At 67.2% G+C, this 24,144-nt stretch carries 25 protein-coding genes; 21 read left to right on the top strand and 4 right to left on the bottom strand.

Features of this window, described 5'->3' with window-relative positions; translation table 11 throughout:
• Positions 1–19: 19 nt before the first annotated feature.
• The 15 genes from VQ067_RS18710 (at position 20) to VQ067_RS18640 (ending at position 16,185) form a co-directional block, all read left to right on the top strand.
• Complete coding sequence (locus VQ067_RS18710) at positions 20–1,363, top strand: TPM domain-containing protein (RefSeq protein ID WP_033990109.1); 1,344 nt, start codon at positions 20–22, stop codon at positions 1,361–1,363.
• Positions 1,364–1,501: 138 nt separating this feature from the next.
• Positions 1,502–3,625, top strand: a complete 2,124-nt coding sequence (flhA, locus tag VQ067_RS18705) for a flagellar biosynthesis protein FlhA (protein WP_003083059.1) — start codon at positions 1,502–1,504, stop codon at positions 3,623–3,625.
• Between the two features lie 83 nt (positions 3,626–3,708).
• A complete protein-coding gene (gene flhF, locus VQ067_RS18700; protein WP_009314788.1) occupies positions 3,709–4,998 on the top strand; it encodes a flagellar biosynthesis protein FlhF in 1,290 nt (429 codons plus the stop codon).
• Positions 4,999–5,136: 138 nt separating this feature from the next.
• Positions 5,137–5,979, top strand: coding sequence for a flagellar synthesis regulator FleN (fleN, locus tag VQ067_RS18695; protein WP_003083064.1), 843 nt, complete (start codon positions 5,137–5,139; stop codon positions 5,977–5,979).
• Positions 5,976–6,719 carry an RNA polymerase sigma factor FliA gene (gene fliA / locus VQ067_RS18690; protein WP_003083070.1) on the top strand — a complete coding sequence of 248 codons (744 nt, stop codon included), beginning with the start codon at positions 5,976–5,978 and terminating at the stop codon, positions 6,717–6,719. Before fleN ends, fliA begins: the two co-directional genes overlap by 4 nt.
• A gap of 101 nt (positions 6,720–6,820) precedes the next feature.
• Positions 6,821–7,195 (top strand): chemotaxis response regulator CheY, encoded by a 375-nt coding sequence (locus tag VQ067_RS18685; protein ID WP_003083073.1) that lies wholly within the window; start codon positions 6,821–6,823, stop codon positions 7,193–7,195.
• 19 nt (positions 7,196–7,214) lie between these two features.
• Complete coding sequence (locus VQ067_RS18680) at positions 7,215–8,003, top strand: protein phosphatase CheZ (protein ID WP_003083075.1); 789 nt, start codon at positions 7,215–7,217, stop codon at positions 8,001–8,003.
• 200 nt (positions 8,004–8,203) lie between these two features.
• Positions 8,204–10,465, top strand: coding sequence for a chemotaxis protein CheA (locus VQ067_RS18675; RefSeq protein WP_023095874.1), 2,262 nt, complete (start codon positions 8,204–8,206; stop codon positions 10,463–10,465).
• A 53-nt stretch (positions 10,466–10,518) separates the two neighbouring features.
• Positions 10,519–11,625, top strand: coding sequence for a protein-glutamate methylesterase/protein-glutamine glutaminase (locus VQ067_RS18670; protein WP_003087115.1), 1,107 nt, complete (start codon positions 10,519–10,521; stop codon positions 11,623–11,625).
• Between the two features lie 88 nt (positions 11,626–11,713).
• Positions 11,714–12,454 (top strand): flagellar motor protein, encoded by a 741-nt coding sequence (locus VQ067_RS18665; protein ID WP_003083089.1) that lies wholly within the window; start codon positions 11,714–11,716, stop codon positions 12,452–12,454.
• 12 nt (positions 12,455–12,466) lie between these two features.
• Positions 12,467–13,357 (top strand): flagellar motor protein MotD, encoded by an 891-nt coding sequence (gene motD, locus VQ067_RS18660; protein ID WP_003083090.1) that lies wholly within the window; start codon positions 12,467–12,469, stop codon positions 13,355–13,357.
• A gap of 94 nt (positions 13,358–13,451) precedes the next feature.
• Positions 13,452–14,240, top strand: a complete 789-nt coding sequence (locus VQ067_RS18655) for a ParA family protein (RefSeq protein ID WP_003083092.1) — start codon at positions 13,452–13,454, stop codon at positions 14,238–14,240.
• Between the two features lie 91 nt (positions 14,241–14,331).
• Positions 14,332–15,222 (top strand): CheW domain-containing protein, encoded by an 891-nt coding sequence (locus tag VQ067_RS18650; protein ID WP_033990107.1) that lies wholly within the window; start codon positions 14,332–14,334, stop codon positions 15,220–15,222.
• 45 nt (positions 15,223–15,267) lie between these two features.
• Positions 15,268–15,747 carry a chemotaxis protein CheW gene (locus VQ067_RS18645; protein WP_003083098.1) on the top strand — a complete coding sequence of 160 codons (480 nt, stop codon included), beginning with the start codon at positions 15,268–15,270 and terminating at the stop codon, positions 15,745–15,747.
• Positions 15,748–15,777: 30 nt separating this feature from the next.
• A complete protein-coding gene (locus VQ067_RS18640) occupies positions 15,778–16,185 on the top strand; it encodes a DUF2802 domain-containing protein (protein ID WP_003083101.1) in 408 nt (135 codons plus the stop codon).
• A 27-nt stretch (positions 16,186–16,212) separates the two neighbouring features.
• Here the strand turns inward: VQ067_RS18640 and VQ067_RS18635 are convergent, their stop codons facing one another.
• Positions 16,213–16,899, bottom strand: a complete 687-nt coding sequence (locus VQ067_RS18635; RefSeq protein WP_003083103.1) for a glutathione S-transferase family protein — start codon at positions 16,897–16,899, stop codon at positions 16,213–16,215.
• 108 nt (positions 16,900–17,007) lie between these two features.
• Here VQ067_RS18635 and VQ067_RS18630 point away from each other — a divergent pair, with 108 nt between their 5' ends.
• From VQ067_RS18630 to VQ067_RS18615, 4 genes are all read left to right on the top strand, one after another.
• Positions 17,008–17,979, top strand: a complete 972-nt coding sequence (locus VQ067_RS18630) for a helix-turn-helix transcriptional regulator (RefSeq protein ID WP_019485668.1) — start codon at positions 17,008–17,010, stop codon at positions 17,977–17,979.
• A gap of 90 nt (positions 17,980–18,069) precedes the next feature.
• On the top strand, positions 18,070–18,486 hold the full coding sequence (locus VQ067_RS18625) for a hypothetical protein (protein WP_003087127.1): 417 nt from the start codon (positions 18,070–18,072) through the stop codon (positions 18,484–18,486).
• 59 nt (positions 18,487–18,545) lie between these two features.
• On the top strand, positions 18,546–19,268 hold the full coding sequence (locus VQ067_RS18620; RefSeq protein WP_033990105.1) for a polyphenol oxidase family protein: 723 nt from the start codon (positions 18,546–18,548) through the stop codon (positions 19,266–19,268).
• A 133-nt stretch (positions 19,269–19,401) separates the two neighbouring features.
• Complete coding sequence (locus VQ067_RS18615; RefSeq protein ID WP_003114285.1) at positions 19,402–20,139, top strand: SDR family oxidoreductase; 738 nt, start codon at positions 19,402–19,404, stop codon at positions 20,137–20,139.
• A gap of 44 nt (positions 20,140–20,183) precedes the next feature.
• Here the strand turns inward: VQ067_RS18615 and VQ067_RS18610 are convergent, their stop codons facing one another.
• From VQ067_RS18610 to fliK, 3 genes are all read right to left on the bottom strand, one after another.
• Complete coding sequence (locus VQ067_RS18610; RefSeq protein WP_009314782.1) at positions 20,184–20,570, bottom strand: hypothetical protein; 387 nt, start codon at positions 20,568–20,570, stop codon at positions 20,184–20,186.
• A gap of 92 nt (positions 20,571–20,662) precedes the next feature.
• Positions 20,663–20,998 carry an EscU/YscU/HrcU family type III secretion system export apparatus switch protein gene (locus VQ067_RS18605; RefSeq protein ID WP_003133180.1) on the bottom strand — a complete coding sequence of 112 codons (336 nt, stop codon included), beginning with the start codon at positions 20,996–20,998 and terminating at the stop codon, positions 20,663–20,665.
• Positions 20,995–22,473, bottom strand: coding sequence for a flagellar hook-length control protein FliK (fliK, locus tag VQ067_RS18600; protein ID WP_021264539.1), 1,479 nt, complete (start codon positions 22,471–22,473; stop codon positions 20,995–20,997). The genes VQ067_RS18605 and fliK overlap by 4 nt, the downstream gene beginning before the upstream one ends.
• A gap of 285 nt (positions 22,474–22,758) precedes the next feature.
• Between fliK and ccmA the strand changes: the two genes are divergently transcribed.
• On the top strand, positions 22,759–23,460 hold the full coding sequence (ccmA, locus tag VQ067_RS18595) for a cytochrome c biogenesis heme-transporting ATPase CcmA (protein ID WP_003133178.1): 702 nt from the start codon (positions 22,759–22,761) through the stop codon (positions 23,458–23,460).
• Positions 23,457–24,128, top strand: coding sequence for a heme exporter protein CcmB (gene ccmB / locus VQ067_RS18590; protein WP_003083130.1), 672 nt, complete (start codon positions 23,457–23,459; stop codon positions 24,126–24,128). Before ccmA ends, ccmB begins: the two co-directional genes overlap by 4 nt.
• Positions 24,129–24,144: the final 16 nt, after the last annotated feature.

The raw sequence follows: 24,144 nt of genomic DNA, 5'->3' as shown, positions 1-24,144 counted from the left end.
ATTTCATTCGGAGACAAGGATGTCTGCAATCACGCGTTATCTCGCCATGCTTCGGCTGTTCGGCATGCTGCTCTGCGCCGCCGCGATTCCCTCCGTTGCCACCGCGACGGTGCCGGTCACCGTCGCGGTGGCAGCGTCCGATGTCGAGGAGGAGGCCGTGGAGGCATCGGCGGTCGGCGCCGAGGCCGAGGCAGCGCGCGATGCGGGCTACGAGTCCGCGGAGGTTCCGGCGCTGGCGCGGCGGGTGACCGACCTTACCGCGACCCTCGACGCCGCCGAGCGTGCCCGCCTGGAAGCTTCGCTGGCCGCGCTGGAGGCCCGGAAGGGTGCCCAGGTAGCGATCCTGATGGTGCCCAGCACCTATCCGGACAGCATCGAGGCCTATGCGACGCGGGTCTTCGAGGCGTGGAAGCTGGGGCGCAAGGGGATCGATGACGGCGTCCTGGTGCTGGTGGCGAAGGACGATCGGCGCATGCGCATCGAAGTCGGTTATGGCCTGGAAGGAACGATCACCGACATCGATGCCGGGCGGATCATCCGCGAATACATGACCCCTGCGTTCCGTCAGCAAGACTACGCCGGCGGCCTGGAAGCGGCGGCGCAGCGCCTGGTACGACTGATCGACGGCGAGGCGTTGCCGCCGCCGCCGCGCGACCCGCTGGAGCCCGGCGCGGTACGGCAGACCCTGGCTATCGCATTCCTGCTCGGCGCTCTCGGCGGGGTGGCGCTGCTGGTACGCCCGCGCGCCTGGTACTGGACCCTGGGTACGGTAGTGGCGCTCGCTGCGGCGTTGGCGCTGGGGCGGCACTGGCCGGCAGGGGCGATGGTGGCGCTGGCGGAGATGGTGGCGGTCCTGGGCGTCGGCTTCGGCGCGTTGCTCAAGTATTCGCGCGGTGCCCGCTGGTTCTTCGCCATTCTTGTGCTCTATGCGCTGGGGCTGTTCTGGGCCTACGGCCGTTATGGCCTGCCGGTGCTCCATTACGGATTGGCCGTGCCGCTTTCGCTGGGACTGACCCTGCTGATGCTGGCCGGTGCCTGGCAGGGGCTGCGCAGAGGACGGCGCTGGGCCTACCTGCCGGGCCTGCTCGGCCTGCTGCTGACCCTGGCCCTGGAGTGCCTGCTGTTGCTGGTGGACGACCCGCTGAACAGCATCGAGGCGCTGATCATCCTGCCCGCCGCTTGCCTGCCGCTGCTCATCGGTTGCAATTTCAGCGCCGGCGGCTCGGGGGGAGGGCGTCGACGCGGCGGCGATTACGCTAGCTCATCGGGTTCCTCGTCGTCGAGTTCGTCCAGCTCGTCTTCGGACTCGTTCTCCGGCGGCGGAGGCTCGAGTGGCGGCGGTGGCGCCTCCGGTAGTTGGTGATTGGCGAAAACCCTTTTCAATCAATGAATTGAAAAGTTGGAACGGTTCCTGCAGTGACCCGCCCGACGCGCATTCCGGCGTCAAAAGTTTGTTCGGCGCCCACCTACGGGCGCCATACGCAGGGCAGGGGAGTCGAGAGTGGATCGCACGCAACTGATCAGCAATGTGCGCAGCAACCTGGCGGGACTGGGGCGCGGCAGCCTCGGCGTGCCGGTCCTGCTGCTGGCCATGCTGGCGATGATGACCCTGCCGATCCCGCCATTCCTGCTGGACGTGCTGTTCACCTTCAACATCGCCCTGTCCATCGTCGTCCTGCTGGTCTGCGTGTACGCCCTGCGGCCGCTGGACTTCGCCGTGTTCCCGACCATCCTGCTGGTGGCGACCCTGTTGCGCCTGGCGCTGAACGTTGCCTCGACCCGCGTGGTGCTGCTCCACGGCCACGACGGCCATGGCGCCGCAGGCAAGGTGATCCAGGCCTTCGGCGAAGTGGTGATCGGCGGCAACTACGTGGTCGGGGTGGTGGTGTTCGCGATCCTCATGATCATCAATTTCGTGGTGGTGACCAAGGGCGCCGGGCGGATTTCCGAAGTCAGCGCGCGCTTCACCCTGGATGCCATGCCCGGCAAGCAGATGGCCATCGACGCCGACCTCAACGCCGGCCTGATCGAGCAGGAGGAAGCCAAGAAGCGCCGCAGCGAGGTGGCCCAGGAGGCCGACTTCTACGGTTCGATGGACGGTGCCAGCAAGTTCGTCCGCGGTGACGCCATCGCCGGCCTGCTGATTCTCTTCATCAACCTGATCGGCGGCGTCGCCATCGGCATGATCCAGCATTCGATGTCCTTCGGCGACGCCGGCAAGGTCTACGCCCTGCTGACCATCGGTGACGGCCTGGTGGCACAACTGCCGTCGCTGCTGCTGTCGACCGCGGCGGCGATCATGGTGACGCGGGTCTCCAGTTCCGAGGACATGGGCCAGCAGGTCAACCGGCAGATGTTCGCCTCGCCCAAGGCGCTGGCGATTTCCGCGGCGATCCTGATCGCCATGGGCGCCGTGCCGGGCATGCCGCACGTTTCCTTCATCGGCCTCGGCGCCCTGGCCGGTGCTGCCGCCTACTGGATCTGGCACCGGCAGAACAAGGCCAAGCAGGTCGCCGAGCAGGAGGTACAGCGCCAGCAGGAGCTGCTGCCGGCGCAGCGCGCCCAGGAGGTCAAGGAACTGGGCTGGGATGATGTCACCCCGGTGGACATGGTCGGCCTGGAAGTCGGCTACCGGCTGATCCCGCTGGTCGACCGCAACCAGGGCGGGCAACTGCTGGCGCGAATCAAGGGCGTACGCAAGAAGCTGTCCCAGGAGCTGGGCTTCCTGATGCCCTCGGTGCACATCCGCGACAACCTCGACCTGCTGCCCAACGCCTACCGCCTGACCCTGATGGGGGTCAGCGTGGCCGAAGCGGAGATCTATCCCGATCGCGAGCTGGCGATCAACCCCGGCCAGGTATTCGGCAGCCTCAACGGCATCGCCGGCAAGGACCCGGCCTTCGGCCTGGAGGCGGTATGGATCGAGCCCGGCCAGCGCGACCAGGCGCAGTCGCTGGGCTACACCGTGGTGGATGCGAGCACCGTGGTCGCCACTCACCTGAATCAGGTGCTGCACAAGCACGCCCACGAGCTGCTGGGCCATGAAGAAGTGCAGCAGCTCCTGCAATTGCTCGCGCGCAGCTCGCCGAAGCTGGCGGAAGAGCTGGTGCCGGGGCTGATTTCCCTGTCCACCCTGCTCAAGGTCCTGCAGGCGCTGCTCCAGGAGCAGGTGCCGGTGCGCGACATCCGTACCATCGCCGAGGCCATCGCCAACGTCGCTCCACGGAGTCAAGATCCCGGCGCGATGGTCGCCGCGGTTCGCGTCGCGTTGTCCCGCGCAATCGTGCAAAGCATTGTCGGGCTTGAGCCGGAGCTGCCTGTGATCACGCTCGAGCCGAGGTTGGAACAGATTTTGCTGAACAGCATGCAGAAGGCCGGACAAGGCTCCGAGGACGGCATGTTGCTGGAGCCGGGGATGGCCGAGAAGCTGCAACGCTCGCTGATCGAGAGCGCGCAACGCCAGGAGATGCTCGGTAAGCCGGCGATCCTGCTGGTTGCCGGACCGATCCGCTCGATGATGTCGCGCTTCGCGCGGATGGCGGTGCCCAGCATGCATGTGCTGGCCTACCAGGAAATCCCGGACAACAAGCAAGTCACCATCGTCGCGACGGTGGGGCAGAACTGAACGAGGGCTGCGCCGGCTCCAGGGCCGGCACACCGGGCAACCTGAGGTTGCCGGCAAGACTACTGAACTGAGGGGTTCGGGCAATGCAAGTCAAACGCTTCTTCGCCGCCGATATGCGTCAGGCCATGAAACTGGTCCGCGACGAACTGGGTCCGGACGCCGCGATTCTCGGCAACCGCCGGGTCGCCGGCGGCATCGAGCTGACCGCGGCGCTGGATTACCAGGCCCCGCCGGCGCCGAGCAAGCCCAACCCGGCGCTGGAAGTGGAGCTGCGCAAGACCCAGGCGCGGATCGCCGAGGCGCGCGCCGAATTGACGGCGCGTCCGGCGGAAAACCAGCGCAAGGACCGTCAATTGTTCGCCGAGGAGAAGCCGGCGCGTCCGTCCCTGGCCGAGTCCATGACGGCGGCGCAGGCCAAGCCCCAGGCGGGCGGCCAGACCCTCGAGGCAATGCGTTTCGAACTGAACGGCCTGCGCGAGCTGATCGAGGTACAACTGGGTTCCATCGCCTGGGGCCAGTTGCAGCACCAGCGTCCGCAGCAGGCCAATCTCTGGCGGCGCCTGCAGCGCATGGGCTTGCCGGCGGAGCTGAGCAAGCCGTTGCTGGAGCGGGTCGCCGCGGTGGGCGATACGCGCCAGGCCTGGCGCATGCTGTTGGCGCACCTGTCGCGTGCCGTGCAGACCCCCGAGCAGGACCCGCTCGACGCGGGCGGCGTACTGGCCCTGGTCGGCCCGGCAGGCGCCGGCAAGACCACCACCCTGGCGAAGATGGCCGCGCGCTACGTCCTCAAGTACGGCGCCCAGAGCCTGGCGCTGGTGAGCATGGACAGCTACCGGATCGGCGCCCAGGAGCAGATCAAGACCCTCGGTCGGATCCTCAACGTACCGGTGACCCTGGTCGATCCCGGCCAGTCGCTGATCCAGGCCCTGGCGCCGCTGGCGCGCAAACGCATGGTGCTGATCGATACCGCCGGCCTGCCGGCCAGCGACCCGGCATTGCGCATGCAGCTCGAGGCACTGGCGTCGCCGAGCCTGAACGTGAAGAATTACCTGGTGATGGCCACCACCAGCCAGAGCCAGGTGCTCAAGTCGGCCTACCAGACCTATCGGCACTGCGGGCTGGCGGGTTGCATCCTGACTAAGCTGGACGAGGCGGGCAGCCTCGGTGAATCGATGGCGCTGGCTATCGCCCAGCGTCTCCCGGTAGCCTATCTGGCGGATGGGCCGCGGATTCCGGACGACCTGCAGGTGGCGCGCAGTCACCAACTGGTCAGCCGGGCGGTGAGCCTGCAGGCACCGGAAGAGCCCAGCGAGGACGCCATGGCCGAGCTGTTCGCAGGGCTCTACCAGCAACCGGCGCGGCGTGCCGGCTGAGGACGTGGGAAGAACCGCGCGTGGCGCGGGTGACGGAAGCGAAGGTGGCTTCCGCCGGGCCGGGAGCGATGGCGCATCGTTCCCGCCAATACCGGAGAGCGCTGGAAGGGGCGTTCCGGGAAGACGACAACACAAGGTATGAAGCAGATGGGTAGCATGCATCCCGTACAGGTGATCGCAGTAACTGGCGGCAAGGGCGGCGTCGGCAAGACCAATGTGTCGGTGAACCTGGCACTGGCTCTGGCCGATCTCGGCCGTCGCGTCATGCTGCTGGATGCCGACCTCGGCCTGGCCAACGTCGACGTCCTGCTGGGACTCACGCCCAAGCGCACCCTGGCCGACGTGATCGAGGGACGCTGCGAACTGCGCGATGTCCTCCTCCTCGGTCCCGGTGGCGTGCGCATCGTTCCCGCGGCCTCCGGCACGCAGAGCATGGTGCACCTCTCGCCCATGCAGCATGCGGGGCTGATCCAGGCGTTCAGCGATATCAGCGACAACCTCGATGTCCTGGTCGTCGACACCGCCGCCGGAATCGGCGATTCGGTGGTCAGTTTCGTCCGCGCCGCGCAGGAGGTGCTGTTGGTCGTCTGCGACGAACCGACCTCGATCACCGATGCCTACGCCCTGATCAAGCTGCTCAACCGCGACCACGGCATGACCCGCTTCCGGGTCCTGGCCAACATGGCCCACAGCCCGCAGGAAGGACGCAACCTGTTCGCCAAACTGACCAAGGTCACTGACCGTTTCCTCGACGTCGCACTACAGTATGTAGGTGTCATCCCTTACGACGAGTCGGTACGCAAGGCCGTGCAGAAACAGCGAGCCGTATACGAGGCATTCCCCCGCTCGAAGGCGTCCCTGGCCTTCAAGGCGGTCGCGCAGAAGGTCGACAGCTGGCCGCTGCCGGCCAACCCGCGCGGGCACCTGGAGTTCTTCGTCGAACGACTGGTCCAACACCCCGCGACAGGTTCGGCCGTATGACAGCGGCCTCTGGAGTGCGTATGTATAGCAAGGCGCAAGCGCAGAACTCCCAGGAGCAACTGATCCAGCGTTACGCACCACTGGTCAAGCGCATCGCCTATCACCTGCTCGGCCGCCTGCCGGCCAGCGTGCAGGTGGAGGACCTGATGCAGGCCGGCATGATCGGCCTGCTCGAGGCCGCGAAGAAATACGACGCCGGCAAGGGCGCCAGCTTCGAGACCTATGCCGGCATCCGCATCCGCGGGGCCATGCTCGACGAGGTCCGCAAGGGCGACTGGGCGCCGCGTTCGGTGCACCGCAACACGCGCATGGTGACCGACGCGATCCGCGCGATCGAGGCGAGAACCGGACGCGACGCTAAAGATCACGAAGTTGCTGCCGAACTCCAATTGAGCCTCGAAGATTACTACGGCATCCTCAGCGACACGCAGGGCAGCCGCCTGTACAGCTTCGACGACCTGTTGCAGGACGGCGAACATGGATTGCCGGAAGACACCAGCCTCAGTCACAACGAACCGATCCACGGCCTGCTCGACGAACGTTTCCAGGCGGCCCTGGCGGATGCCATCGCCAAGTTGCCGGAGCGCGAGCGCCTGGTGCTGGCGTTGTATTACGACGAGGAACTCAACCTCAAGGAGATCGGCGAGGTACTGGGCGTCAGCGAATCGCGGGTCAGCCAGTTGCACAGCCAGTGCGCCGCGCGTTTGCGTGCGCGCCTGGCCGATTGGCGGTCGGCCTGAACCGGCCTCGACCGCAGCTTGTAACCGTTAACGCAAAAGAATGTGTGGCGCGTCCCCTGGGGCGCGCTCTGGTCTGTACGGAGGTTTACTTGGACAAGAACATGAAAATTCTCATCGTGGACGACTTTTCCACGATGAGACGCATCATCAAGAACCTCTTGCGGGACTTGGGCTTCACCAATACCGCCGAGGCCGACGACGGCACCACGGCGCTGCCGATGCTGCACAGCGGCAATTTCGACTTTCTCGTCACCGACTGGAACATGCCGGGCATGACCGGCATCGATCTGCTGCGCGCGGTTCGCGCCGACGAGCGCCTCAAGCACCTGCCGGTGCTGATGGTCACCGCCGAGGCCAAGCGCGACCAGATCATCGAAGCGGCCCAGGCCGGGGTCAACGGCTATGTGGTCAAACCCTTCACCGCTCAGGTCCTGAAGGAAAAGATCGAGAAGATTTTCGAGCGGGTCAACGGCTGAAGCCGGCCAAGAGGGTGTCATGGTGCTTGGTAACGATTCCACGGGCGACGAATTCGAATCGACCCTGAAAAAACACGCGCGCGAACTGGTGGACTGTCTCGAACGGGGGCACTTCCAGCAGGCGGTGCAATTGATCCAGGAGCTCAGCCAGGCCAGGGACCGTGGCCTCTACCAGGAAGTGGGCAAGCTGACCCGCGAACTGCACAACGCCATCGTCGATTTCCAGATCGACCCGCATTCCCCCCACGCGCAGGAAATGTCGCAGATCGCCGATGCCACCGATCGTCTTTCCTACGTGGTGGAAATGACCGAGAAGGCCGCCAACCGGACCATGGACCTGGTGGAGCAGAGCGCCCCGCTGGTCAACCAACTGGGCGACGATTCGCGGGAGCTGCACCAGGAGTGGCAACGCTTCATGCGCCGGGAAATCGACGCCGACGGCTTCCGCGAGCTGGCCAAGCGCATCGAACAGTTCCTCGTGCGCAGCGGCGAGAACGCCGGCCAGTTGTCCTCGCAGCTCAATGACATCCTGCTGGCGCAGGATTACCAGGACCTGACCGGCCAGGTGATCAAGCGTGTCACCAAGCTGGTCACCGAGGTCGAGAGCAACCTCGTGAAGCTGGTCTGGATGGCCGGCCAGGTGGACCGTTACGCCGGAATCGAGCACGACCACGTGAGCATGCGCCACCAGGCCGCGCTGGAGCGTTCGGCCAAGGGCGAGGGGCCGCAGGTCGCCGCGGAAAAACGAGAGGATGTGGTGTCCGGGCAGGATGACGTGGACGATCTGCTGTCCAGCCTGGGTTTCTGACCCGCCCGGCTCAAGACTGCGGCATCGCTGCCGTTAAGTAAGCATTGAACGCTGGCATCCGCGGGCTGCCGGCACAGCCTTCGTCATGCCGGTGATCCCGGCGGGCGGGCTGAAGTCGGTCCGGAAAGCCGGGCCGGTATTTCCGGCAGGACAGCGGTCCTGCCGATCCTTTCGAGTAACACGTCTCTGGGAGCAGCCGAATGAGCTTCGACGCCGATGAAGAAATCCTCCAGGACTTCCTGGTTGAGGCCGGCGAGATTCTCGAGCAATTGTCCGAGCAACTGGTCGAGCTGGAGAGCCGGCCGGACGACATGGACCTGCTCAATGCCATTTTCCGTGGGTTCCATACGGTCAAGGGCGGTGCCGGCTTCCTCCAGCTGAACGCGCTGGTGGAATGCTGCCACATTGCGGAAAACGTCTTCGATATCCTGCGCAAGGGCGAGCGGCGCGTCAGCTCCGAACTGATGGATGTGGTGCTGCAGGCGCTGGATACGGTCAACGCGATGTTCGACCAGGTGCGCGAGCAGTCCGAACCGACCCCGGCGACGCCCGAACTGCTGGCGGCCCTTGCCCGCCTGGCCGAGCCCGAGGGCGCCGCGCCCGCGGAACCTGTGCAAGCGCCGCCAGCGGCCGTTCCGCCAGCCGAGCCTGCGGCGCCGCCGGAAGCGCCCGCGCAGAGTGCCTCCAGCGATATCACCGACGACGAGTTCGAGCAGTTGCTGGATGCTCTCCAGGGCGACGAAGCGCCGGCCTCCGCCGTTGCAGAAGCGTCCGCGGCTCCCGCTGGCGACGAGATCAGCGACGCCGAGTTCGAGGCGTTGCTCGACCAGTTGCACGGCAAGGGCAAGTTCGTCCCGCCGGCGGTCTCGGCCGAGCCTGCGCAAGTCCCCGCCGAGGCGGTCGAGCCGGCCGCGGCTGCCGCTGGTGACGATATCAGCGACGACGAGTTCGAGGCGCTGCTCGACGAACTGCACGGCAAGGGCAAGTTCGGCGATGTCCCGGAAGCCGCCGGCACACCCGCCGCACCGGCTGCCGCGGCTCCAGCGGCTGCGCCGGCGGAGCAGGGCAAGGCGCCGGCCGCCGCGGGCGGCGATGAGATCAGCGACGACGAGTTCGAGTCGCTGCTCGACGAACTGCACGGCAAGGGCAAGTTCAACGGCGCCTCCGAAGCCGTGGCGGCCGCTGCGGCGGTAGCCAAGAACATCGCGGCGAAGAGTCCCGCGGCGAAACCGGTCGCTCCGGCCAAGGCCGCCGCCGCGCGTCCGGCGGCGCCCGACAGGCCGGCGGCGAGCGAGGCGGAGACCACCGTGCGGGTGGATACGGCGCGTCTCGACGAGATCATGAACATGGTCGGCGAGCTGGTGCTGGTGCGTAACCGCCTGGTGCGCCTGGGCCTGAACAGCGGCGACGAGGCCATGGCCAAGGCCGTGGCCAACCTCGACGTGGTCACCGGCGACCTGCAGATGTCGGTGATGAAGACCCGCATGCAGCCGATCAAGAAGGTCTTCGGCCGCTTCCCGCGTCTGGTCCGCGACCTGGCGCGGAACATGAAGAAAGAGATCAACCTGGAGCTGGTGGGCGAAGAGACCGACCTCGACAAGAACCTGGTCGAGGCCCTCGCCGATCCGCTGGTGCACCTGGTGCGCAACGCCGTCGACCACGGCATCGAGAGTCCGGAGGAGCGCGAGGCCGCCGGCAAGCCGCGGGTCGGCCAGGTGGTGCTGTCGGCGGAGCAGGAGGGCGACCACATCCTTCTGATGATCACCGACGACGGCAAGGGCATGGACGCCGAGGTGCTGCGCAACAAGGCGGTGGAGAAGGGCCTGCTGGAGCGCGATGCGGCGGACCGCCTGACCGACCTGGAGTGCTACAACCTGATCTTCGCCCCGGGTTTCTCGACCAAGACCGAGATTTCCGACGTGTCCGGCCGCGGCGTCGGCATGGACGTGGTGAAGACCAAGATTTCCCAGCTCAACGGCACGGTCAACGTGTTCTCGCAGAAGGGGTCCGGCTCGAAGATCGTCATCAAGGTGCCGCTGACCCTGGCGATCATGCCTACCCTTATGGTGATGCTGGGCAGCCAGGCGTTCGCCTTCCCGCTGGTCAACGTCAACGAAATCTTCCATCTTGACCTGTCGCGCACCAATGTCGTGGATGGCCAGGAAGTGGTGATCGTCCGCGACAAGGCCTTGCCGCTGTTCTACCTCAAGCGCTGGCTGGTGCCGAGCGCGGCCCACGAGGAGCAGGGCGAGGGGCACGTGGTGATCCTGTCGGTCGGCACCCAGCGCATCGGTTTCGTCGTCGACCAGTTGGTGGGACAAGAAGAAGTGGTGATCAAGCCACTCGGCAAGATGTTGCAGGGCACCCCCGGCATGGCGGGCGCCACCATCACCGGGGACGGGCGCATCGCCCTGATCCTCGATGTGCCGAGCATGCTCAAGCGTTACGCACGGCGCATCTGACGCCGCGTATGGGTTTCCGGCGGCGCAGGAGCGTCGCCCTCTGAGGAGTAGCTATGGCAGTCAAAGTCCTGGTGGTGGACGATTCGGGGTTCTTCCGCCGCCGTGTCTCGGAGATTCTCTCCGCCGATGGACAGATCCAGGTGGTCGGCACCGCCACCAATGGCCGCGAGGCCATCGAGCAGGCGCTGGCCCTGAGACCCGATGTGATCACCATGGATTACGAGATGCCGCTGATGGACGGCATCACCGCGGTACGCAACATCATGCAGCGTTGCCCGACCCCGGTCCTGATGTTCTCCTCGCTGACCCACGAGGGCGCGCGGGTGACCCTGGATGCGCTGGACGCCGGAGCGGTCGACTACCTGCCGAAGAATTTCGAGGACATCTCGCGCAACCCGGACAAGGTCCGCCAGTTGCTTTGCGAGAAGGTCCTGACCATCGCCCGTAGCAATCGTCGCTCGATCAGCCTGCCGCCGCTGCCTTCGGCCACCTCGTCCAGCCATGCGCCGGCGTCGTCCTCCAGCCTCGGCGCGAGCGCGCGTGCCAGTGCCGGCGCGTCGCCGGCCCCGGCGTCGACCTCGGCGGCGCCGAAGCGCAAGGCCTACCGGCTGGTCGCGATCGGTACCTCCACCGGTGGTCCGGTTGCCTTGCAGCGGGTGCTGACCCAGTTGCCGGCCAACTTCCCGGCGCCGCTGGTGCTGATCCAGCACATGCCGGCGGCCTTCACCAAGGCTTTCGCCGAGCGCCTCGACAAGCTGTGCCGGATCAGCGTCAAGGAGGCAGAGGACGGCGACATCCTGCGTCCCGGCCTGGCGCTGCTGGCGCCGGGCGGCAAGCAGATGATGGTCGACGGCCGCGGCACGGTGCGCATCCTCCCCGGCGACGAACGCCTGAACTACAAGCCCTGCGTCGACGTGACCTTCGGCTCGGCGGCCAAGGCCTACAACGACAAGGTTCTGGCGGTGGTCCTCACCGGCATGGGCGCCGACGGACGCGAGGGCGCGCGCCTGCTCAAGCAGGGCGGCAGCCAGGTGTGGGCGCAGGACGAGGCCAGTTGCGTGATCTACGGGATGCCGATGGCCGTGGTCAAGGCCAACCTGGCGGACGCGGTGTACGGGCTCGACGACATCGGCCGGCACCTGGTCGAGGCGTGCCAGTAAGCGTGCGTGCAGGAATGAGGAGACTGCCTTCGATGGCCACCCACGTGACGACCTGCGCGCGCCTTCGCCGAGCCGAGGGGACGCGCTGATGGATGTGCTCAGCCTGGTCGGGATCATCCTGGCGTTCGTCGCCATCGTCGGCGGCAACTTTCTCGAGGGCGGCCACGCCGGAGCCCTGCTCAACGGTCCGGCGGCGCTGATCGTGATCGGCGGCACCCTGGCCGCGGCGCTGTTGCAGACCCCGGTGAACGTGCTCAAGCGCGGCCTGGGCATGCTCGGCTGGGTGTTCTTCCCGCCGCGCGAGGATCTTTCCGGGGGAATCGACCGGATCGTCTCCTGGAGCATGACCGCGCGCAAGGAAGGCCTGCTCGGCCTGGAGAGCATCGCCGACGCGGAGCCCGATCCCTATGCGCGCAAGGGCCTGCAACTGCTGGTGGACGGCGCCGAGCCGGAAGTCATCCGCAGCATCCTCGAGGTCGACCTGTTCACCCAGGAAAGCCGCGACTTGCAGGCCGCCAAGGTGTTCGAGAGCATGGGCGGCTATGCGCCGACCATCGGCATCATCGGCGCGGTAATGGGCCTGATCCATGTGATGGGCAACCTGGCCAACCCGGCGCAGCTCGGCAGCGGCATCGCCGTGGCCTTCGTCGCCACCATCTATGGCGTCGGCTTCGCCAACCTGCTCCTGCTGCCGATCGGCAACAAGCTGAAAACCCTGGTGCTGCGCCAGTCGCGCTACCGCGAGATGCTCCTGGAGGGCCTGCTGTCCATCGCCGAGGGCGAGAACCCGCGTTCCATCGAGTTGAAGCTGCAAGGCTTCATGGACTGACCGGAGCCGAGCATGCAGCGTCGCCGTCGCCACCAGGAGGAACACGAGAACCACGAACGCTGGCTGGTTTCCTATGCCGATTTCATCACCCTGTTGTTCGCCTTCTTCGTGGTGATGTATTCGATTTCCTCGATCAACGAGGGCAAGTACAAGATCCTCTCGGAGACCCTCACCGGCGTGTTCAACCAGCCCGACCGCTCGTTGAAGCCGATTCCCATCGGCGACGAGCGGCCGCGCACCACCGAGCCGGAGCGCACCAGCGTCGAGGAGCAGCCCAGCGACAACGCGGCCAGCGCCGACTCGCTGGAGCGGATCGCCGACAGCGTGCGCGATGCCTTCGGCGACTTGATCGCCTCCGACCAGTTGAGCGTGCGCGGCAACGAGCTGTGGATCGAGATCACTCTCAATTCCAGCCTGCTGTTTCCCAGCGGCGATGCGCTGCCCAACGATGCCGCCTTCGATATCGTCGAGAAGGTCGCCAAGATCCTGGCGCCCTACAAGAACCCGATCCATGTCGAGGGCTTCACCGACGACGTGCCGATCCATAGCCCGCGCTATCCCACCAACTGGGAACTGTCGGCGGCGCGGGCGGCGAGCATCGTCCGCCTGCTCGGCAACGATGGGGTCGAGCCGTCGCGGATGGCTGCGGTGGGCTATGGTGAATTTCAACCGGTGGCAGACAATGCCAGCGCCGAAGGGCGGGCGAAGAACCGCCGGGTGGTGCTGGTGATCTCGCGCAACCTGGAGGTACGGCGCAGCGTCAGCGGGGTCGGCAGCGGCAAGGCGCAACCGGATTCGGCGCTCCGCCACGCAGGCTCGGCAGCTGGCACGCAAGCTGCAGATACTGGCGGTACGCCGGCGCCCGCGCCGGCAACCGTCAATTCCCCGTCGCCTTCGCCATGAGCGCGCGAAACATGGTTTGCGTACGGGCGCCGGGGCCGAACTGGCCAGTAGTGCGGCCCCAACCGGGTGGACCCATGCCAGGAAGAGTAGAGCAATGAAAGTCTGGGCAGTCGCCAATCAGAAAGGAGGGGTCGGCAAGACCACCTCGTCCATCGCCCTGGCCGGCCTGCTGGCGGATGCCGGCAAGCGCGTGGTCGTGGTCGACCTGGACCCCCACGGCTCGATGACCAGCTATTTCGGCTATGACCCGGACACCCTCGAGCACAGCGCCTTCGACCTGTTCCTGCACCAGGGCAACGTCCCCGAGGGGCTGCCGGCCTCGCTGCTGCGCAGCACCAGCAACGAACGCATCTCCCTGCTGCCGTCGAGTACCGCGCTGGCCACCCTGGAGCGCCAGTCGCCGGGCAAGAGCGGTCTCGGCCTGGTGGTCTCGAAAAGCCTGGCGCAGCTCTGGCAGGATTTCGACCATGCGATCATCGACAGCCCGCCGCTGCTCGGCGTGCTGATGGTCAATGCCCTGGCCGCCAGCCAGCACCTGGTGATTCCGGTGCAGACCGAGTTCCTCGCGGTGAAAGGGCTGGAGCGGATGGTCAACACCCTGGCGATGATCAACCGGTCGCGCAAACAGGCGTTGCCCTATACCATCGTACCTACGCTGTTCGATCGGCGGACCCAGGCTTCGCTGAGCACGCTGCGGATTCTCAACGAGAACTACCCGGACAACCTGTGGCAGGCGTTCATTCCCATCGATACCCGCCTGCGCGATGCCAGCCGGGCCGGGGTCACGCCGTCGCAACACGACGGCAAGAGTCGCGGGGTGATCGCCTACCGCGCCTTGCTCAAGCATCTGCTGGCGCAGCAGCCGGCCACCCGGGTGGCCTGATGGCGCGCCGGTCGCCGCGCCGACAGGCGCATTCAAGCCGCACCGGAGTGCGGCCGATAACCGTTGTAGACCCCTGTCGCGGAATACCCACATGAGCGCCGCCACCGCCACCCGTTCGCAACTGGCCTTGCAGTCCTACCTGGATGCGTTGCTCCAGGAGGCCACTTTCGAGGACCTGGAACCTCCCGTCGAGACGCCGCCAGCGCCTGCGCCCGCGCCGTTGAAGCCTGTCGCGCTGGCGGTCGCCGAAGTGGCGACACCGGCCCCGGCGCTGGAAACGCTGCCGGTCGACCACGGGTTCGACGAGTTCGAGGCCGCGGTGCTCGAGGAGCAGGTCCGCGATGCGCGCCTGGTTCCGCCGGCGCCGGCGGCCCTGCTCGACGAACCGACGACGTTGCGCGAGCTGCCGGTCGAGCCACGGCCCCACGAGGTCATCGAACTGCGCGTGCTGAGCGCCCCGGCGAGCGCCAGCGAGCCGGCGCTGCTCGACCTGCCGCTGCTCGACGACGGTCGTCCGGCCTGGGCGGCGGAGCCCTTCGAGTGCCTGCTGTTCGACGTCGCCGGGCTGACCCTGGCGGTGCCGCTGGTGTGCCTCGGCTCGATCTATCCGCTGGAGAACCAGGAACTGACCCCGTTGTTCGGCCAGCCCGACTGGTTCCTCGGCATCCTGCCGTCGCAGGCGGGCAACCTGAAGGTGCTGGACACCGCACGCTGGGTGATGCCCGAACGCTACCGCGACGACTATCGCGACGGCCTCAAGTACGTGATCTCGGTCCAGGGCTACGAGTGGGGGCTGGCGGTGCACCAGGTGAGCCGCTCGATCCGCCTCGACCCGGCCGAGGTGAAATGGCGCAGCCAGCGTAGCCAGCGGCCCTGGCTGGCCGGCACGGTCATCGAACACATGTGTGCGCTGCTGGATGTGGCGGCGCTCGCCGAACTGATCGCCAGCGGCGCCGTCAAGCGCCTGCACGGCGACCATTGATAGACAGCTTCCGCCGCTTGCGGCGGTTTTCGAGAGGTTAGGGGAATGAGCAAAGCCACCGCGCAAAGCGCCGAAGATCCGATCCTGCAGTGGGTCACCTTCCGCCTGGACAACGAGAGCTACGGCATCAACGTGATGCAGGTCCAGGAGGTGCTGCGCTACACCGAGATCGCCCCGGTGCCGGGCGCGCCGAGCTACGTGCTGGGCATCATCAACCTGCGCGGCAACGTGGTCACGGTGATCGACACCCGGCAGCGCTTCGGCCTGGACCCTGCGCCGGTCAGCGACAACACGCGGATCGTCATCATCGAGGCGGACAAGCAGGTGGTCGGCATCCTGGTCGACAGCGTCGCCGAGGTGGTCTACCTGAAGCAGTCGGAAATCGAGACCGCGCCGAACGTCGGTAACGAAGAATCGGCCAAGTTCATCCAGGGCGTCTGCAACAAGAACGGCGAGCTGCTGATCCTGGTCGAGCTGGACAAGATGATGACCGAGGAAGAATGGTCGGAGCTGGGCAGCATCTGATGCGTTCGACCGACACGAGGGCCTGCTGAGATGGAGGTCGTCGCGCTGGCACTGGCGCTCGCCGCCTGCCTCGGCCTGGCGGCGGCGTGCCTGTGGCTGCGCCGTGAATTGCGCCGCCTGCAAGCTGCGCTGGCGCAGCAGGCGGAGGAGGGCGCGGCGCGCGAGCGCCGGCTCAAGGAACTGAGCAAGCGCATCGAGTCCTACCAGCAGGTCAACGTGCGCATGGGCGAGGCCTTGCAGGACCTCGGCAAGCAACTCGCGCCGCTTCCCGACCGGGTCGCGCGCCTGGAGCAGCGCGATCCGACCACGCTGTCGTTCAGCCAGGCCGCACGCCTGGTCGGGCTCGGCGCCAGCGCCGAAGACCTGACCCAGGCCTGCGGGCTGTCGCAGGCCGAGGCCGAGCTGGTGGCGCGCCTGCACGAAGCCAAGGGCAAGTGACGGCCACCGACCCGGCGCTGGCGCTTTTCAGGCGAGCAGGCGGCTCGCCACTTCTGCCAGTGTCACCTCTCCCCTGAACTCCCCGCAGCTCTGCGCCGGCAGGCGATCCTCGATGGCATGGGCGAAGCGCACCGCCGGGTCCTGCTCCAGCTTCTCCAGGTGTCGATGTAGGCGCGGAAAGTCGTGTTGCAGGTCGAAGTAGCCCAGCTCCCGTCCCCAACGAGCGGTACCCGCGAGGTAGGCGTCGGCCACGCTCGGCCCTTCGCCGGCCAGCCACTTGCGGTCGCCGAGCAGCTTGTCGATCCGGCCATAGGCTCGCGCCGCGCGCGTCAGCGCCCTTGCCGTCGTGGTTGCGTCGGCGTCCTCCAGATAGAACAGGGCTCCCCAGGCCGAATGGCATTCGGTATGCAGGAGGGCGAGGGCGAAGTTCAGTTCGTCGAACTCGGCGCTGCCCTGCGGATAGCCGAGCTTCCTGCACAGGTCGCGCGCCGCCAGGTGCTGGAGAATGGCCAGGCTTTCGCTGAGCGCGCGGCCGTCCTCCAGGAGCAGGGTGGGCGTCTGGCGAGCCGGGTTCAGGCGCACGTAGGTGCGCTCGCCGGTCTCCAGCGGCATCTCGATCCGACACAGGCGATAGGGGCGGCCGAGCCACTCGAGGGCCACGATCGAGCCGAAGGAACAGCCGTGGGGTACGCCATAAAACAGTACAGGTTCCATTTTCCATCTCCGTTCAGGTAACGCGCGTTGCGCATCGCAACCGGGCTGAACGCAGGGTAGGGGTGATATAGGCTATATTCGGTCCTGATTTTTCCGGTGGATCGAAAAATGTCCAAGCCCACGGTGCGCGTGCTCGCCCTGCTCGAACTGCTGCAGAGCCACGGCCAGCTCAGCGGTAGCGAGCTGGCCAGGCGCCTGGAGGTGGATGGACGGACGCTGCGTCGCTATATCGTCGCCCTCGAGGAGCTGGGCATTCCCATCTCGGCGGAGCGCGGACGCCATGGCGGTTACCGCCTGGTGGCCGGTTTCAAGCTCCCGCCGCTGATGTTCAGCGCGGAGGAAACCCTGGCTGTGTCCCTCGGCCTGCTGGCGGTGCGCAGTCTCGGCCTGGGCGAAAGCGAGCTGGCCCTGGAAAGCGCGCAGGCCAAGCTGAGCAGGGTGATGCCCGATGCGCTGCGGCGGCGCCTCGTGGCGCTCCGCGAGACCGCCAGCCTGGACCTGGCCCGCGCCCGGGCGGGAACCAGTGTGGCGGCGCTGGCGACCCTCGCCGAAGCCGCCCAGGTCCGTGCGCGGGTCGAGTTCCGCTATCGCGACCCGCAGGGCGCCGAAACCCTCCGCCAACTCGATCCCTACGGCCTGGCCTATCGCAACGGCTGCTGGTACGTCAGCGGTTTCTGCCACCTGCGCCAGGCGTTGCGCTCGTTCCGTCTCGATCGCCTGGACGCGCCGCGCATGCTGGCGGAGCGCTTCGAGCGACCGGCGGATTTCGATACCCTCCGCCACCTGCGGGAGAGCTTCGCCCGGATGCCGCGCGCCTACCCGGTGGAAATCCTGATGCGGGCGGCGAGGGAGCAGGTGGTCGCGGTGCTCGGCGAGCCCCTCGGTCTGCTCGCCGAGGTCGATGGCGGTACGCTGTTGCGCGCCAGCACCGACGACCTGGACTGGTTCGCCCGGCGCCTGTGCGGCCTGCCGTTCGACTTCGAGGTCAGGCAGCCGCTGGAGTTGCGCGAGCCGTTGAGGCGTCAGGCCGAGCGTGTCCTGCGTAACCTGGGCCAGGAGGAAGCTTCGGATCACAGGTAGGCATTTAGAGGAAAAGTCCTATTAATTGCGCGGCTGCCGCTTTCTAGAATCGGTCCTGGTCAACCCGCACGTTTCCAGGAGGCCACAAGGATGCCTGCAATACCCCTGCGCGCCATGGTGCTGTGCGCCAACCCCGGCCGTCTGCTCAGGTACGGAGCGCTGTTCAACCGCTGCGGCTACTTCCACCTGAGCCTGTGCCTGGACCGACGGGAGCTGCGGCGCTCCCTGGACCAGGGTTACCCGTACGACTATTTCCTCTACGACGGATTCCGCCTGGACCAGGGCTGCAAGGGCACGCTGGCGATGCTGGGACGCAGCGGCAGCATCCGGCGCTTCCTGCTGGTGGGCGAACTCGATTGCCGCGAGAAGCGCCTGTTGTTCGAGTGGAGCAGAGGCCATGGCCTGAGCATCGGCGCGGTGTCCGACCGGCCTTTGGGCCAGGTCGCCCTGGCCGCGTTGATCAAGCGTGATCGCGGCTGCCCCGACCTCCTGCGCGGCATCGCCTGAGGCGGCTTCCGGGAAGATGAGGTAAGGTCGTTTTCCAACCTTCCATGGCGAGACAGCGCATGACCGTCCAGGCCGACATCCTCAAGGCGATCGAAGGCATCGAGCATGGCTTCCAGCAAGCCGGCCAGGCACTCTCCGAGCGGATATTCCATTGCCGGCAGGTGCATGGCGCCGAGATCGTCGACGCGCGCTCGTTGTCGGAATCGGGACGGCATGCCGCCGACGGCGTTTTCAGCGAAGGGCCGTTGGCGGTCGCGGTGGTCACCGCGGACTGCCTGCCGATTCTCATGAGCAGCCGCGACGGTCGGGTGGTGGCCGCCCTGCATGGCGGCTGGCAGGGGCTCGTCGCCGGTATCGTCGGCGCGGCGGTGGCGCGCTTCAATGCGCGCGGCGTCGTCAGCGCGGACATCCGGGTCGCCATCGGTCCCGGGATCAAAGCCTGCTGCTACGAGGTGAGTGCCGGGTTCATCGAGGCGTTGCAGGTCGGCCACGTCCGCCTCTGGGAAGGCGCGGCGCCTCCCTGGAGCCAGCGTCGTCCGCTCCCCGAGCGGCCGCCCCGGTTCGCTCCGCCCGAGCCAAGGCAGGCGGAGCAGGGCGCCTGGCTGGACCTGGTGGCCTTCTGTCGCCAGTTGTTCCAGGCCGCCGGCGTCGGGCCGGCGCAGATCGAAGCCAGCGCCGTCTGCACCTACTGTTCCGGCGGTGCGTTCGCCAGTCATCGCCGACGCCAGCGCCTGGGCGAGGAGAAGCGTCAGCAGTACGCCTGGATCGCTCGCAAGCCGTGACCGCGTATCGGTATTGTCCGGAAATCCTGGATAGTCATGACGGTTGTCTGCTGTTTATCCGCCAATAGCCGGCTTCTAGACTTTTCTTGTCGATGCGTGGCTGTCGCCACGCTCATTCCAGGAGAGTCCCAGCATGCCTGACATCACCCAAGCCGCCATCGTCACCGGCGCCTCCCGCGGCATCGGTCGCGCCATTGCCCGGCGGCTGGCCGCCGACGGTTTCGCGGTCGCGGTCAACTATGCCAGCAACCAGGCCATGGCCGACGAGGTCGTGGCCGAAATCGTCGCCGCCGGCGGCGCGGCCATCGCCGTGCAGGGCGACGTGGCCAGCGCGGAGGACATGGACAAGCTGTTCGAAGCCACCAGGGGCGCCTTCGGCCGCATCGACGTGGTGGTCAACAGCGCCGGCACGATGCCCTACCTGAAGATCGCCGATGGCGACCTGGAGGGCTTCGACCGGGTGATCCGCACCAACCTGCGCGGCGCCTTCATCGTGCTTGGCCTGGCTGCCCGGCATGTCGAGCGCGGCGGACGGATCATCGCCCTGTCCACCAGCGTGATCGCCCGGGCGCTGCCCAGCTACGGTCCGTACATCGCGTCCAAGTCCGGGGTCGAGGGGCTGGTGCACGTGCTGGCCAACGAGTTGCGCGGCCAGGACATCAGGGTCAACGCGGTGGCGCCCGGCCCGGTGGCCACCGAGCTGTTCTTCAACGGCAAGAGCGCCGAACAGATCGACCAGATCGCCAGGCTGGCGCCGCTGGAGCGCCTCGGCGAGCCGGACGAGATCGCCGCGGCGGTGTCCTTCCTCGCCGGGCCGGACGGGGCCTGGGTCAATTCTCAGGTGCTGCGGGTCAACGGCGGTTTTGCCTGAGCCGCTGTACCGGGACGACGCGTCGAAGGTTTCGGCTGTGCTATCTATCGGTTCCTTTCGCCGCTGTCGGCCCGTTGCGAGTCGGCGTCGCGTCTACGCCAATAGTCGTCTTCATCGGTCTGGCGTTCGCTCAGCCGTTTCCCGCTGCGTGCGTCGAACTCCAGGATCCAGAAGGTGGCAGGCTCCTTCTGGTCGTCGCGAAGGTAGCTTCGGTAGGTGAAGCGGTCCCTATCCTGAAGCAGGACCACGCGGTCGATGGTTCCTTCGTGATGGCGTACCTTGGCTTGCCGATTGATGCGGAACTCCGGAGTCAGCCGGTGCCGATCGATGATTGCATCCTTTTCCTCGTCGCCGAGGATGGCCGGGGCGGCCTGGACATGGCTGGCGATAAGCAGCAGGGCGGCGAGGAGGAGGGGGCTTGGCGAGGGCATGGGCGGCCTGGGAAGTGGCAGGTGGACTGTGCTGGGACCGCTCTCGCGGATTCCGGTTCCGGCGCTTCGGTTTCGACGTGTGGCGGGTTCGCTCAGTCTCCGGGACCGCCGAGCAGCAGCATCTCGTCGCCATCCGCGGCGTCCGGCGCGAATCCCTCGGGACACTTGCCTTTCAGGTGCCAGGCGAAGGCGATGATCTCGGCGATGGTGCGATACAGCGCTTCCGGAATGGCGTCGCCGAGTTCCAGGCGGGCGAGCAGGCGGACCAGCTCGGCGTTCTCGTAGATCGGTACCTCGTAGTCGCGGGCGATGGCCAGGATCGCCTCGGCCAGTTCGGCGTCGCCCTTGGCGGAAAGGGTCGGCGCGGCCTGGCCGTCGTAGCTCAGGGCGATGGCCTGGCGCGGGGCGGGTGACTGCTTTCTGTTCATGCGGTTTCGTCTACCCAGCGTTGTTCGATGGTCGCTCGCGGGCCCTGGGGCGGGCGGCCGCGCTGGCAGGTGATCTCGCCAACGGTCAGGCCGGCGTCGCGCAGGCGTTGGCGCAGGTGGCCGAGTTCATGCTCGACCAGCCGCGCGGTCGCGTCGCGCTCGGCCCAAAGCTGGCTGGACAGGCTGCCGCGCAGCAGGGTCGCCTGGGCGTGCAGCGGTCCCAGCGGCTCCAGGTCGAAGGCCAGTTCGACGCGCCAGAGGCTTTCGCGGGCCTCTTCGCCGGTCTTGCGCTGTTCTTCCTGGAACTTCACCTGCAACGGTACCACCGAGTGCTGATGGCGCATGGGCACCTCCATCTGCCAGGTCGCCAGTTGGGTGCCATCCGGCAGGGTACTGGTCTGCGCCAGGCTCGACAGCTGATGGGTCTGCAGGCGGGAGATCGCCGCGGCGGCAAGGCGCAGCAGCGACTCCAGTTCCATGTCCTCGTCGAACAGTTGGAGAACCTTGCTCGGCAGGGGAAAGTTCAGTGCCTGGGTCTTGTTGGCGCTCTGTCCCAGGTTGCCCAGGGCGTTGCGGACAAAGGCCGGCAGCGCCTGGGCCAGGTTCGCCATGTTGCCGGCGAACATGCCCGGCGCCTGGGCGCCGGTCGGCGGCAGCGGCGACAGCTGGGCGAACAGGCGCAACAGGTTGGCCTTCAGGTCCTGGCCGAGATGATCGGTGGCGCCCTGCATCAGGCGCGCCTCGAGGAACAGGCCGCTCTGCTGCAGGGCCTGGCCGAGCAGCTTGGAATCGCCCATCTTCTGCGCCTCTGGCAGGCCGGCGAAGAGGCGCTCCACGGCCTGGCGCAGGCTGTCCGGCAGGTCGTTGCGGCCGTTCAGCCCCTGCAGGGCGGCGAACAGGCCTTCCAGGGAAGCCTGGCGGGCGCTCTGCCCGGCCAGTTGCTGGCCCAGCGCAAGCTGGTCGAGGCGTCCGCTGAGCGGCAGGAAGTCGATCTGCTGGCTGTTTTTCACCAGCGCCGTGAGCAGGCTGCCGACCGGCAGCGCCTGGGGCGAGTCGAGGCTCAGCTTGCTGCCGGCGAGCGGCGTGTTGAGCAGGTTCAGCAGGACCCGGTAGACCACCTGCTGGGCCTTGTCCGCCGGCAGCGCGGTGCTGGACAGGACCTTGCCCTGGAGCAGGGTGCCGGGCGGCAGTTGCTCCAGGTCGAGGCTGCTCAGCGGGCCAGCGCCGGCCATGCTGTCGAGCAGGGTGGCAACCACGCTGGCGCTGCTGGTGGCGCTGACGTTGAGCAGGTTGCCCGGCACCAGCGGCCGGTTGCTCTGCACTTCCACCAGGCTCTGCCCGCTGTTCGCCAGGGTCAGCTTGAGCAGGACCTGGAAATTGTTCGCCAGGCCCTCCTTGACCGCCAGCACCTCGGCCTTGCCCGACTCGCCTTCGCCCAGCAGGCCGGCCAGAGTCTGCACCAGCTTCAGGGTCATCTCGGCGTCGGCCTGGGCGTTGCCCTGCGATTGCGCCGGCGGCAGCGGGCGCGGGGCGGAAACCGGGGGTAGTGATGGGGAAGCGCCTATCTCGGCTGGCATGGGTAACAACCTGTCTTAAACGACCCTGCGGAGGCTGGGGAAGGGCGTGTATAATGCCGCGCCTGTCAAACAGGCTGGCCGCGTCGTCACCAGTATAGCGGCCGTGTTTATCCCGACTTTAGGGTCTGTTCCGTGAAGGCCTCCGGCGCCGCGACGAGGAGAGACGCTTGGCGATGTTGTTCGATGTCCGATCCTGCTGAAGTCCCCACAGCCAGCCCCTTGCTGGAAACCGTCGGGCTCGCCTGCGAGCGCGACTGGCGCATGCTGTTCGAGCGCCTCGACCTGCGCCTGGCCGCCGGCGAGATGTTGCAGGTGGTGGGTCCCAACGGCAGCGGCAAGACCAGCCTGCTGCGCCTGCTGTCCGGACTGATGCAGCCGACCGCCGGGGAAGTCCGCCTGAACGGCCGGCCGCTCGCCGAACAGCGCGGCGAACTGGCCCGCAGCCTGCTGTGGATCGGCCACGCCGCGGGAATCAAGGGCCTGCTCAGCGCCGAGGAGAACCTCACCTGGCTCTGCGCGCTGCACCAGCCGGCCAGCCGCGAGGCGATCTGGCAGGCCCTGGCCGACGTCGGCCTGCGTGGCTTCGAGGACGTTCCCTGCCACACCCTTTCCGCCGGCCAGCAACGCCGCGTGGCGCTGGCCCGCCTGTACCTGGACGCACCGCCCTTGTGGATCCTCGATGAACCCTTCACCGCCCTCGACAAACAGGGGGTGGCGCAACTGGAAGCGCACCTGGCCGGGCATTGCCAGCGCGGCGGGATGGTGGTGCTGACCACCCACCACAGCCTGCAGCAGGTGCCCGCCGGCTACCGCGAGCTGGACCTCGGTGCGCTCAAGGCGGCCAGCGGCACGACGGTCGAGCCGGCGCTGGGCGATCCGGCATGAGCAACGTCTTCAGCCTGCTCCTGGCGCGCGAGGCGCGCCTGCTGTTCCGCCGACCGGCGGAGCTGGCCAACCCGCTGGTGTTCTTCGCCATCGTCATCGCCCTGTTCCCCCTGGCGGTCGGGCCGGAAAGCCAATTGCTACAAACCTTGTCGCCCGGCCTGGTCTGGGTGGCGGCGCTATTGGCCGTGCTGCTCTCGCTGGAAGGGCTGTTCCGCAGCGATTTCGAGGACGGTTCTCTGGAGCAGTGGGTCCTTTCGCCGCACCCCCTGGCTCTTCTGGTGCTGGCCAAGGTGCTGGCACACTGGCTGTTTTCCGGGCTGGCCCTGGTCCTGATGTCGCCGCTGTTCGCGCTGATGCTGGGCCTGCCGGCCCGTTGCATACCGGTGCTGCTGCTTTCCCTGTTGCTCGGTACGCCGGTGCTGAGCCTGCTCGGCGCCGTCGGCGCGGCCTTGACCGTGGGCCTCAAGCGCGGCGGCCTGTTGCTGGCGCTGCTGATCCTGCCGCTGTACATCCCGGTGCTGATTCTCGGTAGCGGGGCGCTGCAGGCTTCGCTGCAGGGACTGCCCAGCAGCGGACATTTATTGTGGCTGGCGAGCCTGACGGCGCTAGCATTGACACTCACGCCATTCGCCATCGCTGCCGGCCTGAAGATCAGCGTAGGCGAGTGAGTCCGCCCGCCGAAGG

This window comes from Pseudomonas sp. KBN12P06040, assembly GCF_037574965.1.
In the GTDB taxonomy this organism is placed as follows: Bacteria; Pseudomonadota; Gammaproteobacteria; order Pseudomonadales; family Pseudomonadaceae; genus Pseudomonas; species Pseudomonas aeruginosa.
Note: the sequence above shows the minus strand (reverse complement) of the source record. Positions and strands in the feature narration are given on the sequence as shown.